Below are 17,852 nucleotides of genomic sequence, written 5' to 3'. Positions count from 1 at the left end.
CCGCATCGGTACCCGCGCCGCCATCATTGGGCATACACCTGCGTGAGCGAGGCAAAACCCTTGATCTCGATAGGGTTGCCGAACGGGTCGCAGAAGAACATCGTCCACTGCTCCCCCGGCTGGCCTTCAAAACGGACCTGCGGGCGCAGCACGAAGTCCGTGCCCGCGCGCTCCAGCCGCTCGGCCAGCGCCCGCCAGTCGGGCAGCAACAGCACCAGACCAAAGTGCGGCATGGGCACCAGGTGGTCGCCCACGCGGCCCGTGCTTGTGGTCTTGAAGGGCTCGCCCAGGTGCAGCGAGATCTGATGGCTGAAGAAGTCGAAGTCCACCCAGGTGTCGGTGCTTCGGCCTTCGGCGCAACCCAGCACGCCACCGTAGAAGCGGCGTGCCTCGTCCAGGTCGGTGACGTGAAACGCCAGGTGGAACAGGCTTCGGGCGGGAAGGGTCTGAGGGCTGTGGGTCGGCATCCGGGCAGGATAGCAAACCCCCCGTGAATGTGCAGCGCCGCCGCCGCGGCTCAGCGCTGCGTGGGGTCGCCGGCGTTCTGGTCGTGCTTCAGGAAATACTGGCGCGCCATGGCCACCAGCTGGCGGTCGGTGGGGTGGTCGGCGGAGACCACATCGACGATGGCGCTGGCGATGTCCTTTTCGTGGTGCTGGCAATGGGTGCGGAACTCGTCCTTGGCCTGGGCCGGGCCGGTGACCAGAATCTCGCGCACGCCCTGGAGCGCCTGCGCGACCTCGTGGTAGAAGTTTTCGTCGGTCGAGCTGTGCCCGCCTTCGGGGGAGTGGTTGCCACTGGCCGCGGGGCCGCGACCGTGCATCAGCTGGTGCGAGCCCACGTGGCCACCGGTGGCTTTGTGGTGCGAGCGGGACTTGATGCTCTCGGACTCGACATGCTCACGATCGAACTTCAACACGTGGGCCTCGCGGCGGTCCATCCAGACGACGGCGTGAAAAGTGGGCATGGGAAACCTCCTGAACAAATGAAAGCAATGGGCCGCGGGTCGGTGCGGTCGGGGTCAGGCCTGCTCGGCCTTCTCCTGGCAGGCGACGCAGCGCAACGCGGTCGGGTTGGCGTGCAGCCGTGCGGTGGCGATGGCGACGCCGCAGTCGATGCACAGACCGTAGCTGCCGTCGGCGATGCGTTTGAGCGCCTCGTCGATGGCCACCAGTTCGGCGGACTCGCGTTCCTCCAGCCCGAAGGCCAGGTCGCGCTCGGTCTCGGCCCGCGCCCAGTCATCGCTGCTGGCCTCGCGGGCGTCCGCGGCCGCCTCGGCGCGGCCAATCCTGCCGCCGCGCTGCCCACGCAACTGGCCCAGCAACTCGGTGCGCATCTCGCGCAGCTGGTTGGCGAAAGTGTCGGAAACGTTCTGACTCATGCAAGCTCTCCTCGTGGTTCTCGGAAGCGCTCCGGGCGATGGCTCGCGACGGCGCCATGACAGACATACTGCGCCTGTACCGTGACAGGGGCGTTGACACACGTCAAGTCCCACCTGATGGGACGCGGTTTTGGCCTGCGCCCCAGCGCCATGCCGTGGCGCGGATTTCCGGCGAATCGGGCCGGTTCGGCCGGTCAAACGGGGCAGAATCGCCCGATCATTCCACCCAGATCCCGGGGCGTCAGACCCCGGCAACGGAGACCAGCATGACCCCTGTGGACTACAGCCGCTACCAGACCCTCGCCATCACCCGTCGTGGCCCGCCCGTGGAGGGCGTGCCCTCGGTGCTCGACATCCAGATGCGCGCCGACGGCCCGGGGGGCAACGGCAAGCTGCCCACCGCCGGCCACGAAGGCCACTGGGAACTGAGCGAGATCTGGCGCGACGTGGGGCGCGACGACAGCGTGCGCTGCGCCGTGCTGCGCGGCAGCGGCCTGGGTTTTTCGGGCGGCGGCGATCTGGCGCTGGTGCAGGACATGGCGAGCGACTTCGGGGTGCGCACCCGCGTCTGGAAAGAAGCGCGCGACCTGGTCTACAACGTGATCAATTGCGACAAGCCCATCGTCAGCGCCATGCACGGCCCGGCCGTGGGCGCGGGCCTGGTGGCCGGCCTGCTGGCCGACATCTCCATCGCCGCGAAGTCCGCCAAGATCGTCGATGGCCACACCCGCCTGGGCGTGGCGGCCGGCGACCACGCGGCCATCGTCTGGCCGCTGCTGTGCGGCCTGGCCAAGGCCAAGTACTACCTGATGCTGTGCGACCCCATCAGCGGCGAAGAGGCCGAACGCATCGGCCTGGTGTCGCTCGCGGTGGACGATGAAGCCCTGCTCGACAAGGCCTATGAAGTGGCCGACCGCCTGGCCAGCGGCAGCCAGACCGCGATCCGCTGGACCAAGTACTCGCTCAACAACTGGCTGCGCCAGGCAGGCCCGGCGTTCGACACTTCGCTGGCCCTGGAATTCATGGGATTTGGAGGCCCCGACGTGCACGAAGGTGTGGCATCCTTGCGGGAACGGCGCGTGCCCCGCTACGGCGTGGACGGCTGAGAGCCACCGCGGAACGACCCATCAGGAGACCTTCATGAGCGACACATCGGGCAGCGGTTTCGGCAAATTCGTGCCGGGCTTTGAGTTCCTGCAGAACCTCGCCGGCCAGGCCGCCGGGGGCGTGGCACAAGGCATCGGCAACAGCATTCCGCAATTGCCCAACCTGGGCAACTGGGTGGCTCCCACCTTCAACGTGGAGGACCTGGAAAAACGCATCGAAGAGCTCAAGGCCGTGCACTTCTGGCTCGACCAGAATTCCAAGGCGCTGGGGGCGACCATCCAGGCGCTGGAGGTGCAGAAGATGACCCTGGCCACGCTGAAGAACATGAACTTCAGCCTGGGCGACGTGGCCAACGCGCTCAAGATCAAGGCCGCCGACACCGTGGCCAGCTTCACCGGTGGCGCGCCCGCCGCCGCCCCCGCCCACACCGCCTTCGCCGGTCTCGAGATCCCGCCCCGCACCTACGGCAGCCCCCCGCCCGCCGAGGCGGGGGCGGATGGTGCCGACGAAACCACCGACGACGAGGACGAGGAAGACCACGAACCGGCGCCTCCGCCCGCAGCCCGGCCCCGCAAGACCCGGGCAGGACCGGCCGCCGCCGCCCAGGCCACCGCGCCCGCGGGCGGCGTGGTGGACCCCATGCAGTGGTGGGGCGCCCTGTCCCAGCAGTTCCAGACCATCGCGGCCAGCGCGCTGAAAGACGTGGCCAAACAGACCGCGCTCGACACCACCCGTCAGGTGGCCAGCGGCCTGACCGAGCAGGCCGTCAAGACCGCCACCGGCGTGGCCGGCAAGGTCACGCGCGGCCTGGGCCAGGCGGCGGCGCGGGCCGTGACCGGGCGCAAGAGCACGCCCCAGCCGGCGGCGAAGAAAACCGCTCCCCGCAAGGCCACCCCCGCGCCCGTGGCCAGGAAGGCACCCGCGCGCACGCGCACCGCCGCGGCACCGGCTGCCCGCTCGGCGCCGGTCCAGCCGCTGTCCGCGGGCGACTGGCCGCTGCCCACCTCGTTCTTCCCCATGACCGGCTTCCAGCCGGCCCCGCCCGCCCAGGCCCCCACCACCCGCACGGTCGCGAAGAAGGCGAAGGCGGCGCCCCCGAAAGCGACGGCCAAAAAAGCCGCCACCGGCAAGGCCGCGCGCGGCGCACGCCGACGCTGATCGGGCGGACTGAACCCGGCGCCGGCGGCGTGGTCCATACCCCATGAAACTCTTTCCCTACGCCCACGCCACCCACCCCCAATGGCGCATGGCCGCCGCCCTGGTGCTGGCGCAGCTGCGCGCGCAGATGGCGCTGCCCGACCACGCCAAGGCGCCTGCGCTGGCGCTGCTTTACATCACCGACCACTACGCCAGCGAGGCCCGGGCCATCCTGGAGCACCTCAGCGCCGAGCTGCCCGAGGTGACCGACTGGGCCGGCACGGTGGGCGTGGGGGTGTCGGCCAACAACGTCGAGTACTTCGACGAACCCGCGCTGGCCGTGATGCTGTGCGACCTCAGCCCCGACCAGTACCGCGTGTTCAGCGGCGTGGCCCCGCTCTCGGCCAGCGGGCGCGAGCCGGGGGCCGACGGCTTCGTGGCCCACACCGCGCTGGTGCACGCCGACAGCGGCACCCCCGAGCTGGCCGAGCTGATCGCCGAGGTGGCCGAGCGCACCACCAGCGGGTATCTGTTCGGTGGTCTGGCGGGCAGCCGCGACGCCAGCGTGCAGTTCGCCTTCAGCAGCGCGGGCAATCTGCGCGGCCATGGCGCGGCCAGTGGCGTGTTTCACGGCGGTCTGAGCGGCGTGGCCTTCGGGCCCGACGTGGGTCTGGTGTCTCGCGTCACGCAGGGCGCGCAACCGGTGGACCGGGAGCGCGGCATCAGCGCCATCGAAGGAAACCTCGTGCTCTCGCTCGACGGCGAGCCGGCGCTGGACGTGTTGCTACGCTCCCTGGGCATCACGCTGGAGCGGCCGCAGGAAGCCATCGACCGGCTGCGCACCACCCTGGTGGGCCTCACCCTGCCGCAGCACCGGCTGGCCGACGCCGCCGGCCCGCGCGAGCGCCAGGCGCGTGGCCAGTTCGGCCCCGAAGTCCTGGTGCGCCACATCATCGGTCTGGACCCAGGGCGCCGGGGCATCGCCATCGCCGACACGCCGCCCCCGGGCACGCGGCTGGCGCTGTGCGAACGCAACGCGCAGGCCGCGCGCGCCGACCTCACGCGGGTGTGCGCGGAGATCCGCGAGGAACTCGAACCCGAAGAACTCAGCCTGCCGGTGGCCACGGCGCTGGCGGCCCACGAGCTGGAGACCGCGCCCCACCCGGCGCGTCGCATCGCCGGCGCGGTGTACGTGAGCTGCGCCGGCCGGGGTGGCCCGCACTTTGGCGCCCCCAGCGCCGAGCTGCAGATCGTGCGCCGGGCCCTGGGCGACGTGCCCCTGGTCGGCTTTTTCGCCGGCGGCGAAATCGCGCACCACAGGCTCTACGGCTACACCGGCGTGCTGACCGTGTTCACCATGCCCGCGTAGAACGACACCCCCGCAGTGCTTCGCGCTACCCCCTCAGGGGGGCGGCACTGGCCGTCCGGCAAAGCCGGCCCGGCGGTGCCCTTGGGTTGGACCGCTTCTGCATGGCGGTGACACTGACGGCAAACGCTCAGGCCGTAACAACCCCAGCCCGTGCTTGGCCGGCACCCGTGCCACGGGCCCGCTTGAGCAGGAACAGCACGATGCCGATGTTGAGCAGGTTGAAGGCGATGCCGTTGAGGAAGGCCGCCTGGTAGGAACCGGTCAGGTCGAAGATCGCGCCCGACATCCAGCCGCCCAGTGCCATGCCCAGCAGCGTGGCCATGAGCACCGTGCCCACGCGCGCGCCGGCCTGGGCGGGCGAGAAGTGTTCGCGGACGATCAGCGCGTAGCTCGGCACGATGCCGCCCTGGAACAGGCCAAACATTCCCGAGATCAGGTACAGCGGCACCAGGCCGTCGAAGGGCAGGAACATCAGCAGCGCCACGCCCTGCAACACCGAGCCCAGCAGCAGGGTGCGCAGGCCGCCGATGTGGTCCGAGATCCAGCCCGAGATCAGCCGGCTGGCGATGCCCATGCCCAGCATCACCGAGAGCATTTCCGCACCGCGCGCCGCGCCAAAACCCAGGTCGGTGCAGTAGGCGACGATGTGCACCTGCGGCATCGACATCGCCACGCAGCACGACACCCCCGCCACACACAGCAGGGCCTGCAGCGTGCCGGGCGAGAGGCCGAGCGGGCGCTCGCCCTGTGCGTCGGCGGGGTGGTGGCCGCCCTTGGTTGCGGGTTCCGGGCCGGGCTGCGCGGGCGGGCGGCGCCGCAGCACCAGCGCCAGCGGCAACATCACCAGCAGGCAGAACACGCCGATGCCGGTGTAGGCCTGGCGCCAGCCGCCGTGGTCGATGAAGTGCTGGATCACCGGTGGCCAGACGGCGCCGGCCAGGTAGTTGCCGCTCATGCAGATCGCCAGCGCGATGCCGCGGCGGCGGGTGAACCAGCGCGAGGTGTCGGCCACCAGCGGCGCGAACGTGGCCGAGGTGCCCAGCAGGCCGATCAGGAGGCCCTGCGCCAGGCTGAACTGCCACAGGCTCTGGGCCGCGCCCGCCGCGATGAAACCCAGGCCCAGACCCACCGAGCCGCCCAGCACCGGCACCATCACACCGAAGCGGTCCGACAAGCGGCCCATGAGGATGCCGCCCAGGCCGAAGCCCACCATGGTCAACGTGTAGGGCAGCGAGGCGTCGCCGCGCGCCACGTCAAAGTCGGCCTGGATGCGCGGCAGCACCACCGTGACCGCATACATGCCCGCGCCGCCCAGCGTCATCAACGCCAGCGACACCACCAGCCGGGCCCAGGCGTAGGGCGATTCGGCGGTGGCGGCGGGCGGGGCCGGGTTCATGGGGCGGGGGAGGGGTCGCCGGGTTCGGTCGCGGGTTCGGCGCTGGCGGCGTCGGTGTTGGCGGCGGGGGCCTCGGTGGCCGGTGTGGTGGCCCGGCTCAGGCGGGCCCGGGCGCGCTCCAGCGTGCGGTTGGCGTCCAGCACGTGCAGACCGTACATGTCGGCGAACTCGGCGAGCGTCTTTCCGCTGGCCTCGAAGGTGCGCAGCAGGGCCTCTTCGCGCGCGGCGTGGCGGGCGGCTTCGGCCAGCGCGTCGCGGGTGAGCTGGTTCACTTCCTCGTCGCGGCCGTGCACGCGCTCGGCGTATTCGTCGCGTTCCAGCCCGGAGGCCTCAAACGCTTTCAGAATGCGCTGGCGCAGTTTGGGCCGCAGGTCTTCGCGGCTGCGCGCGCCGCGGCGGCGAAACACCTCGATCAGCGCGTGGTGCACCTGCTCTGGCGTGAGTTCTTCCACCGCCTGACCGTTGAGGTCGTGGCGCGGCAGGCCCGAAGCCACCACCGTCAGGTAGCGCGTGGAGCGCGTGTGCAGCGCCAGCGCTGCTTTGAGCCCGTCCTTGTCCAGGGTGTCGGGTTGCGCGGCCAGCAGGTCCTGAAAAATGCCGCGCTTTAGGGGCAGCAGCACCTCGCCGAACAGCACCGGGTACAGGCTGGCCAACTGGTCCAGCACCGGGTGCTGGCGCGCGGGGGCCGGGCCCGCAGGGCGCTCGGCGGCCGGGCGTTGCGGGCGGCGGCCACGGTTGGGCCGCTGGCCGCGTGGTGCGGCGCCGGTGGGCTCAGGGGCGCGGGCTTCAGCGGGGGCCGCAGCGGTGTGGTCGGGCGTGTCGTTGGCGGGTGCGTTCATGGGGGCGTGCGGAGCAGGAAAAGAAGTGGGCCCGCTGTCGGGCAAGCCCGACATCATGCCAGCGCTTGAGGTCACCTCCTCAACTTGCCGAAAGCTTCAAACTCCCACCCCCGCATCGCCAGCACCAGCGTGTAGCCCCCACGGTCCTTCTCGGCCAGCTTCTGGTCGGTCTGGTGCTGCTGGGCAAAGTCCTGCGCCACGCGCTGCAGCCGCTCCACGAAGATCGGCGCGAGCGCGCGGCTGATCGAGCCGTGCACCAGCAGCAGGCCCTCGCCCGAGCCGTCGAAGCCGCCGGCGAAATAGTCGAGCAGGGCGTGGTCGCGAAAGTAGTTCATCACCGGGCCGTGCGGCCGCCAGCGAAAGGTCTTGGCGAGCTTGAGGCGGTAGCGGTTGAGCGGGCGCAGCTCGATGATGCCGATGCGGTCCAGCTGCGCCAGGCAGGCCACGCACTCGGCCTCGCTGAGCCGATAGGCCGCGGTGATCTGCTCCAGCGTCCACTGGCTGAGCACGCAGATCGCGACCAGCAGCAGCTTCTTGTCGGCCACCACGGCGCGCTCCTGCTCGGCCGTCATCTCGCGCAGCAGCGGCTGGGCGTCGGCCACGCGGCGCGCGAGGTCGGCGAAGTCCAGCCGCAGCGCGCGGCAGATCTCGTCCACGCGCGAGAGCGACATATCGCCCTTGGCCAGCATGCGCTTCACGCTCGATTCCGCCATGCCCATGGCCCGCGCCAGGTCGGCGTAGGTCATCTGCGCGGTCTTGAGTTCCTTCTTGAGGGCGGTGACCAAGTCCTGGGTGGTGCTCATGGGAATGCCTTCGTGTTGTGCATGGCGGCGCGAACCGGCTTGGCGCGGCGCGGCGCGGCGCTCGTGCGGATCGGGTATCGAATACCGATACCTTGGGTTGGAAGTGGGTGCACTGTATCGGAAGTTGACCCGTTTGCGCGCCCGACGCTCAGACACTGCGCCCCGGTCTCACCCCTTGTTCCTTTGGTTTACCCGGCCCCTGCGCCACCGGAGTGCCTCTATGTCCTTGTCCGCCAGGTCTGTCACCCCCCGCCCCGCCACCCTGTGTGTGCTGCGATCCATGCCCTTGTCACCCGTCGGGCAGCGGCTGGTGACCGTGGGCACCGCGCTGCTCGTGCTCTGGCTGCTGGCCGTGATCGCCGGACCGGCCTGGCTGGCGCACAGCGGCCTGGCGCTCAACGCCCACGGCCACGCCGCGCTGCATGCCCACGGCCATCCGTTCGTGGACGCCAGAAGCCTCTGGGGCGTGCCCAACTTCATGGACGTCTGGACCAACCTGTCGCTGGCGGTCGCGGGTCTGCTGGGCGGGTGGGCGCTGCTGCGCGGTGGCCCCTGGGCGCCGGGTACGCGGCTGGCCCTGGCCGTGTTCTTCGGTGGCCTGTTGGCCACGGGTTTCGGCTCGGCCTGGTACCACTGGGCGCCCGATGCCCAGGGCCTGGTGCTCGACCGCATGGGCATGGCGGTCACCTTCGCCGGCGCGCTGGCGCTGGCGGTGGCCGAGCGCGTGGGGCAGAAACCCGCCGCCTGTGTGATGCGCCTGACGTTGGTGGTGGCGCTGCTGTCGGCGGCGATGCCGCTCACCCACGGCAATGTGCTGCCCTGGGCCGTGGTGCAGTTCGGCGGCATGGCGCTCATGGTCTGGCTCGCGCTGCACCAGCCCCGGGTCGGCGCCCTGGGGGTGCGCCTGGGCGTGTTGATCGGCCTGTACGCGCTGGCCAAGCTGCTGGAGCTGGGCGACGAAGCCGTGTTCCACGCCACCGGCGAGGTGGTGTCGGGCCACAGCCTCAAGCACCTGGTGGCCGGTCTGGCCGCCTGGCCGGTGCTGCGGGCCATGCGGCAGAATGCGCGGGCAACGGGCCGCGGCGCGGCGCCCTCGGAACCCTGATCACAACATCTCTGGAGGAGATCCGCATGAGCAGCCCAGCCACCACGTCCACCGCGCTTCCCACGGCGACCACCGGCCACGCCAGCCCCGGCGCCCATGAGGGCGGCCAGTTCGCCCTGCTCACCCAGCGCCGCTTCGGCCCCTTCTTCTGGGTGCAGTTCTTCGGCGCCGGCAACGACAACATCTTCAAGTTCGCCTTCACCGTGCTGGTCACCTACCAGTTGCAGGTGAGCTGGCTGCCGCCGGCCATGGCGGGCCTGGTGATCGGCGCGCTGTTCATCTTCCCGTACCTGATCTTCTCGGCCACCAGCGGCCAGCTCGCCGACAAGTACCCCAAGGAGGTGTTGATCCGCTTCGTGAAAAACCTGGAGATCGCCATCATGCTGCTGGCCGGCTGGGGCTTCATGCAGCAGAACGTGCCGGTGCTGCTGGGCTGCGTGTTCCTCATGGGCCTGCACAGCACGCTGTTTGGCCCGGTGAAGTTCGCCTACCTGCCGCAGCACCTGAGCGAACGCGAGCTCACCGGCGGCAACGGCATGGTCGAGATGGGCACCTTTGTGGCCATCCTGCTCGGCAACGTGGCCGGCGGCCTGCTGATCGCCATGCCGCTGGTGGGCCCGACCTACGTGGCCGCAGCCTGCCTGCTGCTCGCCATCGTCGGCCGCGCGCTGGCCCAGGCCGTGCCCGTCTCACCCGCCACCGACCCGGCGCTGCGGATCAACTGGAACCCCTTCACCGAAACCTGGCGCAACCTCAAGCTGGCACACGGGAACGTCGTTGTGTTCCGCTCGCTGCTGGGCATCAGCTGGATGTGGTTCTTCGGCGCCGTGTTCCTGAGCCAGTTCCCCAGCTTCGCGCGCGACGTGTTGCACGGCAACGAGCAGGTGGCCTCGCTGCTGCTGGTGGTGTTTTCCATCGGCATCGGCATCGGCGCGCTGCTGTGCGAAATCCTGAGCCGCCGCCATGTCGAGATCGGCCTCGTGCCGCTGGGCGCCATCGGCATGAGCGTGTTCTCCATCGACCTGTATTTCGCCTCCCACAGCCTGCCGCCGTCCACCGCGGCCCTCACGCTCGGCCAGTTCGTGGCCGAGGCCGCGCACTGGCGCGTGCTGGCCGATCTGGCGCTGCTCTCGCTCTTTGCCGGCATCTACAGCGTGCCCATGTACGCGCTGATCCAGATGCGCAGCCAGCCCACGCACCGCGCCCGCATCATCGCGGCCAACAACATCCTCAACGCGCTGTTCATGATCGGCAGCTCGGTGCTCGCGGGTGCGCTGCTCGGCGCCGGGGTGAGCATCCCGCAGCTGTTCTTGCTGGTGGGTCTGGCCAACGCCGTGGTCGCGTTCTACATCTTCATGCTGGTGCCCGAGTACCTGCTGCGCTTCGTGGCCTGGATCGCGTCGCGCTTCGTCTACCGCTTCAAGGTGGCGGGCGACGAACACATCCCCACCCAGGGCGCGGCCGTCATCGTCTGCAACCACGTGAGCTTTGTCGACGCCGTGCTGCTCATGGCCGCCAGCCCGCGGCCCATGCGTTTCCTCATGGACCACCGCATCTTCAAGGTGCCGGTGCTGGGCTGGCTGTTCAAGCTGGCCAAGGCGATTCCGATCGCGCCGCAGAAGGAAGACCCGGCCGCCTACGAGGCCGCGTTCGAAGCCGCCGCCGCCGTGTTGCGCGAGGGCGATCTGCTGGCCATCTTCCCCGAAGGCGGCATCACCCGCGACGGCACGCTGCAACCCTTCAAGGCCGGCGTCATGAAGATCCTGGAGCGCGCCCAGGCCGACGGCGTGGCGGTGAACGTCATTCCCATGGCGCTCACCAACCTCTGGGGCTCGTTCTTCAGCCGCGTGGAGCTGGCCGGCGGTGAACCCACCGCGATGGTCAAACCCTTCCGGCGCGGGGTGTTCAACCGGGTGGGGCTGAACGTGGGTGAGCCGGTGCGGGCCGAGGCGGTGACGCCGGAGGGGTTGAGGGAGCGCGTGGCTGGGTTGATCGCATGATGGTCAGCGTTTGCGAGGGGAGGTCCGTGTGTCGATCTATCAATTGAAACCCGCGTTTCAGAACCTGCTGCGCCCGGGCGTGGTGCGTCTGCACGCCTGGGGTGTGACGGCCAACCAGGTCACGGTGCTGGCCTGTGTGATCTCGGTCGCGCTCGGGCTGGGTTTGTTCTTCCTGGCGCCATCGCCGCGGGCCTTTGCGCTCGTTCCGCTGTGGATGTTTGTGCGCATGGCGTTCAACGCGGTGGACGGCATGCTGGCGCGCGAGCACGGGCAGCAGACGCCGTTGGGCGCGTTCCTCAACGAACTCACCGACGTGGTGTCCGACGCAGCGCTGTACCTGCCATTTGCGCTGGTGCTGCCGGGCCACCCCTTCTGGGTCGGGCTGGTGATCGTGCTGGCCGGGCTGTCCGAGTTCGCGGGCGCGCTGGGCCCCACCGTGGGGGCCAGCCGCCGCTACGACGGCCCCATGGGCAAGAGCGACCGGGCCTTCGTGTTTGGCGCGCTGGGCCTGGTGCTGGCGCTGGGCTTGCCCATGCCGGGCTGGACGGCGCTGCTGATGCCGTCGCTGGCTTTTCTCATTGCTGTCACCACCGCGCGCCGCGTTCGTTCGGCTTTGGCCGAGCGCGCCGCTGCATCTTTGCCATCCACAACAAAAGGGAGTTCATGAACACCACGCGACCGGCGCAAGAGCGCCACTTCTCCACCCACGACGGGGTCTCGCTGTTCTACCGGCACTGGCCGGCCACGGCGGCACAGCGGCGTGGCGCGGTGGTCCTGTTTCACCGGGGCCACGAGCACGGGGCGCGCATGGCGCACCTGGTGGACGAACTAAATCTGCCCGAGTTCGATTTCTTTGCCTGGGATGCGCGCGGTCACGGCCGCTCGCCGGGCCAGCGCGGCCACAGCCCGAGCTTCGCCACCTCGGTGCGCGACGTGCAGACCTTCGTGGACCACATCGCTTCTGAGCACGGCGTGGCCGTGACCGATCAATACGTCATCGCGCAAAGCGTGGGCGCGGTGCTGGTGTCCACCTGGGCGCACGATTACGCCCCCGCCATCCGTGGCATGACGCTGGCCTCGCCCGCCTTCAAGGTGAAGTTGTACGTGCCCTTCGCGCGCGCCGGCCTGGCGCTGATGCACAAGCTGCGCGGGCTGTTCTTCGTCAACAGCTACGTGAGGGCCAAGTTCCTCACCCACGACCCCGAACGCATTGCCAGCTACGAGGCCGACCCGCTGATCTCGCGCCCGATCGCGGTCAACATCCTGCTCGATCTGTACACCGCGGCCGAGCGCGTGGTGGCCGACGCCCAGGCCATCGTGGTGCCCACGCAGCTGCTCATCTCGGGCGCCGACTGGGTGGTGCACCACCCGCCGCAACACCGGTTCTTCGAGCGCCTGGGCAGTGCGGTGAAAGAGAAACTGGAGCTGCCGGGCTTCTTTCACGACACCCTGGGTGAGCGCGACCGCGCCAGCGCCCTGCAGGCCCTTCGGGGCTTTCTGCTCAGGCAGTTCGACACCCCGGCCGCCCCGGTCAACCTGCTGCAAGCCGACCAGCGCGGCGCCACGGCCGACGAGGCGCGCGCGCTCGCCGAACCGCTCTCGCCGCTGTCACCGCGCGGCCTGTACTGGGCCGGCACGCGGGCCGGGCTCCAGCTCGGGGGCCTGCTGTCCGACGGCGTGCGCCTGGGTCACGAAACCGGCTTCGACTCCGGCAGCACGCTGGACTACGTGTACCGCAACCAGGCCAAGGGCGCGCCGCTGGTGGGCAGCCTGATCGACCGCGCGTACCTGGACTCCATCGGCTGGCGTGGCATCCGCCAGCGCAAGCTGCACGTCGAAGAGCTGCTGCGCGAGGCCATGCAACGCCTGGCCGCCGCTGGGCGCGAGGTGCGGCTGATGGACATCGCCGCCGGTCATGGCCGCTATGTGCTCGATGCCGTGGCCAGCAGCCCGGTGCCGGTGGCCTCGGTGCTGCTGCGCGACTACAGCGACATCAACGTGCGCGACGGCCAAGCGCTGATCGCGCAGCGCGGCCTGCAGTCCTCCGCCCGTTTCGAGAAGGCCGACGCCTTCGACCGCGCCCAGGTGGCCAGCGCTACGCCGCGCCCCACGCTGGCCACGGTCTCGGGCCTGTACGAGCTGTTCCCCGACAACGCCATGGTCGCCCGTTCGCTGGCCGGTGTGGCCGACGCGGTGGAGCCGGGCGGCTACCTGGTCTACACCGGTCAGCCCTGGCACCCACAGCTGGAGATGATCGCGCGCGCCCTCACCAGCCACCGCCAGGGCCAGGCCTGGGTGATGCGCCGCCGCACGCAGGCGGAGATGGACCAGCTCGTGGCCGCGGCGGGCTTCCGGAAAATCACCCAGCGCATCGACGAGTGGGGCATCTTCACGGTGTCTCTCGCGGTGCGCGAGGCGGCATGAGCGCCGCCCGGCCGCTCCGAAGGCGCTCAGCCCCGCAGTGCGCAGCCCGGAGGGTAGTCCAGTGACGGCGCCGGACCGTCCTGTGACCAACGGCCTGCCCGCAGCCTGGCCATGGCGGCGCTCGCTCGCCTGGCTGGCCCTGCTGGCGCCGCTGTTCTACCTGACCTATGGCCTGGCCAACTGGTGGGCGGTGCAGCGTTGGGCCGCCGGGCAGGTACCCACGGTGGTGTTCGACTGGGAGCAGCACATCCCGTTCTGGGACTGGACGGTCTTCCCCTACTGGTCGATCAACGCCTTCTACGGCCTGTCGCTGTTCCTGAGCCGCAGCAAGCACCGCATCGATCGCCACGCCGCCCGCCTGCTCACGGCGCAGTTCGTCGCCGTGGCCTGCTTTGTGGTGTGGCCGCTGCATTTCAGCTTCGGGCAGCCCGAGGCCCACGGCGCCGCCGGGTTCCTGTTTGCGGCCCTGCGCGGCTTTGACCAGCCCTTCAACCAGGCCCCTTCGCTGCACATCGCGCTGGCCGTGATCCTGTGGGACTGGTACAGGCCGTTGATGCGCAGCGCCTGGCAGCGCGCGCTGCTGCACGTCTGGACCTTCGCCATCTGCGCCTCGGTGCTCACCACCTACCAGCACCATTTCATCGACATCCCCACCGGCGCCTTGCTCGGTCTGCTCTGCGTGTGGCTGTGGCCGCTGGAGCGCGAAGTGGCGTTGCCTGCGGCATGGCGGCTGAGCCGTGAGCCGCAGCGCCTGAAGCTGGCCGCGCTGTACTTCGCGGGCGGTGCCGGCGTGCTGGCGCTGGCGCTCGGGTGGGGCGGTGTCGCGCTCTGGCTGGCCTGGCCGGCGGTGTCGCTGGCCGTGGTCGCGCTGAACTACCTGGGCTTTGGCGCGCGCGGTTTTCGCATGGACCGCTCGGGCCGCATGCACTGGTCGGCGCGCTGGCTGCTGGCGCCTTACCGATGGGGCGCAGCCCTCAACGCCTGGGCCTGGACGCGCGGTCTGCCGCCCCGGGTGGAGGTGGTGCCCGGCGTCTGGCTGGGGCGGCGCCCGCGCCACGCCGAGTGGCTGGCCGCCGGCCAGCCGGCGCTGGTGAGCCTGTGCGCGGAACTGCCGCTGCACGCCGCCGCCCGGCCGGTGAGCCGCTGCCTGCCCCTGCTGGACCTGGTGGTGCCGAGCCCAGCCCGCCTGCAGCGCGCGGCGCACCTGGTGCAGGCCCAGCGCGGCGCCCGCCAGGGCGGGCCGGTGTGGGTGTGTTGCGCGCTGGGTTTTTCGCGCAGCGCCGCGGCGGTGGTGGCCTGGCAGTTGCTGCACGAGGGCGTGCCCGATCTGGCCCAGGCCGAAGCCCGCACCCGCCAGGCCCGGCCCCAGCTGGTGCTGGGCCCCGGTTGGCTGGATGCCTTGAAACGTCTGGCACCCGCGGCCGCTGGAGGCGGCCTGTGAGCCCGCCGCAGAGCCGGTCGCCGCTGGGCGATCCGGAGCGCGCCGACGCGCTGGCGCTCTCCGCCCTGTTGCGCGCCAGCGTGCGCACCCTGGGCACGTGGTCGCTGGGCTTGAGCCTGCTTGCCGTGTTGGTGGGCGTGGCCTGGCCGCCCGCTTCATGGGCGGCGGCCGGGCTGTGGGGCGTGGTGCTGCTGTGTGGTCTGATGGAGCGGTACTTCGCTTTTCGCCTGGCGCTGGACGAGCGCTTGTTTCACCAATTGGGCCATGGGCACATGCCCGGCCTGCACGCGCTGGACACCTCATTGGCCCACCTCGGGTTGCGCAAAGGTGCCTTGCCCGAGCGTCCTTGGAGCGACCGCATGCGTGGTGCCCGCAACCTTCTCCAGCGGCATCTCGCTCTCGTGCTGCTGCAAACCGCCGCAGCGCTGGCGTCCTTGTTTTTTTAGGTTTGTTGTGAACTCAGATTCCTCTCCCTCCACGCGCCCGCAGCCTCTTCCACCCATGGAGCCTGAGGGTTCGTCGCCACGCCGGTTGCTGGCCAGGCTGGCCCGGCAAACCATCGTCACCGGGGCGAGCCTGATCACCGGCCTGCGCTCGCTGTGGAGCCGCACCGGCCCCACAGCCAACCAGACCGTGTACTTCGCCAACCACACCAGCCACGGCGACTTCGTGCTGCTCTGGGCCGCGCTGCCGCCCGACCTGCGCACGCTCACCCGCCCCGTGGCGGGTGAAGACTACTGGGACACGTCGGCGCTGCGCCGCTTCATCGGCCGCGACGTGTTCAACGCCCTCATGATCCGGCGCGACGCCAGCGCGGGCGGCCCCAGCAGCGGCGACCCGCTGGCGCAGATGGGCGCGGCGCTCACCGCCGGCGACTCGCTCATCCTCTTTCCCGAAGGCACGCGCAACACCAGCGAAGCGGTGCTGCTGCCGCTCAAGAGCGGCATCTACCACCTCGCTCGGTCGTTCGGCCATGTGCGCTTCGTGCCCGTGTGGATCGAAAACCTGAAACGCGTGCTGCCCAAAGGCGCCCTGTTGCCTGTGCCGTTGGCCTGCAGCGTGCGCTTTGGCGAGCCGCTGGCCCTGATCCCCCAGGAAGACAAACAGCAGTTCCTGCAGCGCGCGCGCCAGGCTCTGCTGGATCTGCGGCCCGAATACGACCGCGAGGCCGACCCCACGCCCCCAGCGCCCGCGAGCCACGACACCCAGACACCCGGGAGCGGCGCATGAACGCAGACACCTTCTTGGCGCTCTTCACGCCCACGGGCTGGTTGTTCGTCGGCGTCACGGGCGTGCTCGTGCTCGCCTCCAGCATCGCCGCCATGCTCAAGTGGCGCGTGGCCCACGGCGCACCGCACGCCGTCATCGACAACCTGACTTCGCGCATCAACGCCTGGTGGATCATGGTGGGTGCCATTGGCATCGCCTTCCTGTTTGGCAAGAACGGGGTCGTCGCGCTGTTCTTCCTGATCTCGTTCCACGCCCTGCGCGAATTCCTGAGCCTGGCCTACACCCGGCGCGGCGACCACACCGCCATGGCCGCAGCCTTCTACGTGGCCCTGCCCATGCAGTACTTCCTCGTGTGGACCGAGTGGTATGGCATGTACTCCATCTTCATCCCGGTCTACGCCTTCCTGCTGCTGCCCATCCTGGCGGCCACGGGCGGCGACACCCAGCGCTTCCTGGAGCGCGCCTCCAAGGTGCAGTGGGGCCTGATGGTCAGCGTGTTCTGCATCAGCCATGTGCCCGCCTTGCTCACGCTGCCGGTGATCGGGTTTGAAGGCAAGAACATGCTGCTCATCGCCTTTCTTGTGATCGTGGTGCAGGGCAGCGACGTGCTGCAGTACATCTGGGGCAAGCTGCTGGGCCAACACAAGGTGGCGCCCGTGCTGTCGCCCTCCAAGACCTGGGAGGGCCTCATCGGCGGCGTGGCCAGCGCCACCCTGCTGGGCGCGGCCCTGCACGGCATCACACCTTTTTCACCGCTGCAGGCCGCCGGCATGGCGCTGCTGATCTGCCTCATGGGCTTCTTCGGCGGGCTGGTCATGTCCGCCATCAAACGCGACCGCGGCGTGAAAGACTGGGGCAGCATGATCGAAGGCCACGGCGGCATGCTCGACCGTACCGACTCCGTGATCTTCGCCGCCCCGGTGTTTTTCCATGCGGTGCGGTATTGGTGGGTGCCTTGACGGAGTCTGGCCGGCCACTGCGTCAATCGGGGCGCAAAGCCACCACCTCGCCCGTGGAGCTGCGCTTGATGTAGATCGCCTCGTTGTTGGCCCGGGTTTCCGAGCAGCCCGAGGGAGCACGGGTCCACTCGGAGCACAGTTGTTCGCCTTTGACAGACCACTTGCCACTGTCGCTGAAGCCGGAACCGGTGTTCAGGAAGATGTAGCCGTTGCTTTTGTATTCCAGGCGCCAGGTGGCGCCGTCCGTCAGCTTGGCCTTGTAGACCTTGCCCGCCATGCGCAGCTGGAGCACATCCGCGGCGAGCACCACCGTATCGGCCGGGAATTCGGTGGGCATGGCGCTCTGGGCCATGGCTGACAGTGGCAAGAGCAACACGGACAACGGTGCACGCATGGAAACCTCCGAAGGGGTGGTCAAAGAAGGTCTCAGGGTACGTGCAGGGCAGGCAGGCATCAAGCGTTCCATGGTGCTGCACCCCATCGACATACCCCCAATGGATGATGCCCACCTTGACCGGTGGCCTGCGCCGCGCGCAGAGGAAAGTGCTGTTTCGGCTTGGCCGCTGCCCATTTTGGAACATGGGTTGAACCCAAGTCGCCATGCACTCAGAAATCAACCGCGTCAATATTCGACGGTTTTGGTTCAAGAGGGGACTTACCG

Annotated in this window: 18 protein-coding genes; 11 read left to right on the top strand and 7 right to left on the bottom strand. The window is 69.7% G+C overall.

Annotated features, from left to right (window positions below; translation table 11 throughout):
• Nucleotides 1-23: 23 nt before the first annotated feature.
• From KIH07_RS01430 to KIH07_RS01420, 3 genes are read right to left on the bottom strand one after another with little or no spacing between them, the layout of a single operon-like run.
• Nucleotides 24-467: a VOC family protein gene (locus tag KIH07_RS01430; protein ID WP_226490252.1), complete on the bottom strand. Its 444-nt coding sequence runs from the start codon at nt 465-467 to the stop codon at nt 24-26.
• Nucleotides 468-517: 50 nt separating this feature from the next.
• On the bottom strand, nt 518-967 hold the full coding sequence (locus tag KIH07_RS01425; RefSeq protein WP_226490251.1) for a hypothetical protein: 450 nt from the start codon (nt 965-967) through the stop codon (nt 518-520).
• A 54-nt stretch (nt 968-1,021) separates the two neighbouring features.
• A complete protein-coding gene (locus tag KIH07_RS01420) occupies nt 1,022-1,381 on the bottom strand; it encodes a TraR/DksA family transcriptional regulator (protein ID WP_226490250.1) in 360 nt (119 codons plus the stop codon).
• A gap of 266 nt (nt 1,382-1,647) precedes the next feature.
• Here KIH07_RS01420 and KIH07_RS01415 point away from each other — a divergent pair, with 266 nt between their 5' ends.
• From KIH07_RS01415 to KIH07_RS01405, 3 genes are read left to right on the top strand one after another with little or no spacing between them, the layout of a single operon-like run.
• Nucleotides 1,648-2,487, top strand: a complete 840-nt coding sequence (locus tag KIH07_RS01415) for an enoyl-CoA hydratase/isomerase family protein (RefSeq protein ID WP_226490249.1) — start codon at nt 1,648-1,650, stop codon at nt 2,485-2,487.
• A gap of 34 nt (nt 2,488-2,521) precedes the next feature.
• A complete protein-coding gene (locus tag KIH07_RS01410; RefSeq protein ID WP_319004771.1) occupies nt 2,522-3,646 on the top strand; it encodes a PhaM family polyhydroxyalkanoate granule multifunctional regulatory protein in 1,125 nt (374 codons plus the stop codon).
• 43 nt (nt 3,647-3,689) lie between these two features.
• On the top strand, nt 3,690-4,994 hold the full coding sequence (locus KIH07_RS01405) for an FIST C-terminal domain-containing protein (RefSeq protein WP_226490248.1): 1,305 nt from the start codon (nt 3,690-3,692) through the stop codon (nt 4,992-4,994).
• A 127-nt stretch (nt 4,995-5,121) separates the two neighbouring features.
• On the opposite strand, the gene KIH07_RS01400 is transcribed toward KIH07_RS01405, so the two are convergent.
• The 3 genes from KIH07_RS01400 to KIH07_RS01390 form a co-directional block, all read right to left on the bottom strand.
• Nucleotides 5,122-6,390 carry an MFS transporter gene (locus KIH07_RS01400; RefSeq protein ID WP_226490247.1) on the bottom strand — a complete coding sequence of 423 codons (1,269 nt, stop codon included), beginning with the start codon at nt 6,388-6,390 and terminating at the stop codon, nt 5,122-5,124.
• The gene (locus tag KIH07_RS01395; RefSeq protein ID WP_226490246.1) at nt 6,387-7,229 is read right to left on the bottom strand and encodes a ProQ/FINO family protein; all 843 of its coding nucleotides are present in this window, start codon (nt 7,227-7,229) and stop codon (nt 6,387-6,389) included. Before KIH07_RS01395 ends, KIH07_RS01400 begins: the two co-directional genes overlap by 4 nt.
• A 71-nt stretch (nt 7,230-7,300) precedes the next feature.
• Nucleotides 7,301-8,032, bottom strand: coding sequence for a helix-turn-helix domain-containing protein (locus KIH07_RS01390; protein WP_226490245.1), 732 nt, complete (start codon nt 8,030-8,032; stop codon nt 7,301-7,303).
• 280 nt (nt 8,033-8,312) lie between these two features.
• On the opposite strand from KIH07_RS01390, the gene KIH07_RS01385 reads away from it, so the two are divergent.
• The 8 genes from KIH07_RS01385 to KIH07_RS01350 all read left to right on the top strand — a co-directional run bounded on the left by KIH07_RS01385 (nt 8,313) and on the right by KIH07_RS01350 (nt 17,191).
• Entirely contained in the window at nt 8,313-9,137 is an 825-nt protein-coding gene (locus KIH07_RS01385; RefSeq protein ID WP_226490244.1) for a hypothetical protein, read from the top strand.
• A 26-nt stretch (nt 9,138-9,163) separates the two neighbouring features.
• Nucleotides 9,164-11,137, top strand: coding sequence for an MFS transporter (locus KIH07_RS01380; RefSeq protein ID WP_226490243.1), 1,974 nt, complete (start codon nt 9,164-9,166; stop codon nt 11,135-11,137).
• A gap of 28 nt (nt 11,138-11,165) precedes the next feature.
• Entirely contained in the window at nt 11,166-11,804 is a 639-nt protein-coding gene (locus KIH07_RS01375; protein ID WP_226490242.1) for a CDP-alcohol phosphatidyltransferase family protein, read from the top strand.
• Nucleotides 11,801-13,561, top strand: coding sequence for a bifunctional alpha/beta hydrolase/class I SAM-dependent methyltransferase (locus KIH07_RS01370; RefSeq protein ID WP_226490241.1), 1,761 nt, complete (start codon nt 11,801-11,803; stop codon nt 13,559-13,561). The genes KIH07_RS01375 and KIH07_RS01370 overlap by 4 nt, the downstream gene beginning before the upstream one ends.
• 82 nt (nt 13,562-13,643) lie before the next feature.
• On the top strand, nt 13,644-15,002 hold the full coding sequence (locus KIH07_RS01365) for a phosphatase PAP2/dual specificity phosphatase family protein (protein WP_226490240.1): 1,359 nt from the start codon (nt 13,644-13,646) through the stop codon (nt 15,000-15,002).
• Entirely contained in the window at nt 14,999-15,448 is a 450-nt protein-coding gene (locus KIH07_RS01360) for a hypothetical protein (protein WP_226490239.1), read from the top strand. Before KIH07_RS01365 ends, KIH07_RS01360 begins: the two co-directional genes overlap by 4 nt.
• Before the next feature lie 55 nt (nt 15,449-15,503).
• Nucleotides 15,504-16,232: a lysophospholipid acyltransferase family protein gene (locus KIH07_RS01355; protein ID WP_226490238.1), complete on the top strand. Its 729-nt coding sequence runs from the start codon at nt 15,504-15,506 to the stop codon at nt 16,230-16,232.
• Entirely contained in the window at nt 16,229-17,191 is a 963-nt protein-coding gene (locus tag KIH07_RS01350) for a phosphatidate cytidylyltransferase (RefSeq protein ID WP_226490237.1), read from the top strand. Before KIH07_RS01355 ends, KIH07_RS01350 begins: the two co-directional genes overlap by 4 nt.
• 22 nt (nt 17,192-17,213) lie before the next feature.
• Here KIH07_RS01350 and KIH07_RS01345 read toward each other — a convergent pair whose 3' ends face one another.
• The gene (locus tag KIH07_RS01345; RefSeq protein WP_226490236.1) at nt 17,214-17,585 is read right to left on the bottom strand and encodes a hypothetical protein; all 372 of its coding nucleotides are present in this window, start codon (nt 17,583-17,585) and stop codon (nt 17,214-17,216) included.
• Nucleotides 17,586-17,852 lie beyond the last annotated feature (267 nt).

The sequence above is a fragment of the Hydrogenophaga taeniospiralis genome, from assembly GCF_020510445.1.
Classification (GTDB): Bacteria; Pseudomonadota; Gammaproteobacteria; order Burkholderiales; family Burkholderiaceae_C; genus Hydrogenophaga.
This window is presented reverse-complemented; position numbering and strand designations above follow the sequence as displayed.